Source organism: Marinobacter sp. G11 (assembly GCF_021282325.1).
Lineage (GTDB): Bacteria > Pseudomonadota > Gammaproteobacteria > Pseudomonadales > Oleiphilaceae > Marinobacter > Marinobacter vinifirmus.
The window spans coordinates 1-1,395 of record NZ_JAJSPB010000092.1 but is presented as its reverse complement, the minus strand read 5'-3'; the positions used below and the strand labels follow the sequence as shown (position 1 = coordinate 1,395).

Genomic DNA, 1,395 nt, shown 5'->3' with positions numbered 1-1,395 from the left:
CGCTACGAGCACATATATGTAGACCTCTTGTTGCGCAAGCCTCCCAAGCTCTCGGTGGTGTAAAAAGTTAACTGGGTAAAACTGCGCACGTATATCCGGCCTTTATGATGAGTCACTTCGGCGACTCTGGCCTCAATGAAAACCGCGCCCTTGCCGCTTATCGTCCCTACGGAGTTGGTGCTCCGTGTGCTCGCCAGCATTCACAAGGGCCGGTTTAACCCTGTTAACTCATTACTCACCGCATTTGCGTGGGGTGCCTTTGCTCCTTGAGTGCTGCTTTACGCCGCCCGGTACTCCGTTTGGTGGTAGAGCATTGCCCATAGAATTCTTGCCAACTTGTTGGCCACGGCAATCACCGCTTTGTGTTTGCCTCTGCGCTCAATAACCCCGGCCGCCCAGCGTGATAGCCGGTCGGTGGCTTTATCCGTGTATCGGATGACCGACCAGGCACCCTGAACCAACAATCGGCGCAGATAGTTATTCCCTCGACGGGTGATGCTTCCGAGCTTTTGCTTGCCGCCACTGGAGTGTTCGTTCGGAACCAATCCCAGATTGGCTGCAAAGTGTCGCCCGCTCTTAAAGGCCTTACCGTCACCGGCATAGGCCACCACCGCGGTTGCCGTTTTCTCCGCAACCCCTTTCACGCCCATCAGGCGTCGTGCGGGTTCCAGCTGTTTGGCTGTTTGTTTCAGTTTCGCCTCATGCATCTGTATCTGGCGATTGGCCTCTCTCCACTCTTCCAACAGACTCTGTAAGGCCTCTCTGGCAGCACAGGTCAGTGGGTTCTCCGCGTCCTCCAGCAACTCTGGTAACGCCTTGAGTAATCGTTCCTTACCTGGCGCAACGATGACGCCGTACTCGTTCAGAAAGCCCCGGATCTGATTGATCAACGCGGTCCGGGCCTGGACCTTCCGATTGATCAGCTTATGCAGCACCAGTATGTCTGTTTGCTCCAGCGATCTCGGTTCCACAAACCGCATCCTCGGTCGCCGGGCGGCCTCTGTAATCGCAAAGGCATCGTTCCGATCGTTCTTGTTGCCCTTCACAAACGGCTTCACATGCTGGGGCGGAATCAATAACACCTCAAAGCCCAGCTTCTTCAGCTCCCGGCCCCAGTAGTTCGAACCACTGCAGGCCTCCATGGCAATCGTCGCTTCCGGATATTGCAGCAACTTCTCAATCAGCCTATTCCTGCGCACTTGATGGTTGAACGCCGGGTTGCCGCTTCGGTTCACACCACAAACCTGAAAGACAGTTTTTGCCAAGTCGATTCCGATTAGGGTAACGTTCATCTGAACACCTCTTGTTGTTGACCTATTGATTTCGCACATCTAATAGTGGCGCTTTGACGCCGATCTCAACAAGAGGTGTTCATCCCATCATCCCTGTGCGCTT

The 1,395-nt window shown here is 54.6% G+C and carries 1 protein-coding gene; it reads right to left on the bottom strand.

Annotated features, from left to right (window positions below):
• Positions 1 to 278 precede the first annotated feature (278 nt).
• Positions 279 to 1,292 (bottom strand): IS110 family transposase, encoded by a 1,014-nt coding sequence (locus LWH94_RS19130; protein ID WP_232903300.1) that lies wholly within the window; start codon positions 1,290 to 1,292, stop codon positions 279 to 281.
• Positions 1,293 to 1,395: the final 103 nt, after the last annotated feature.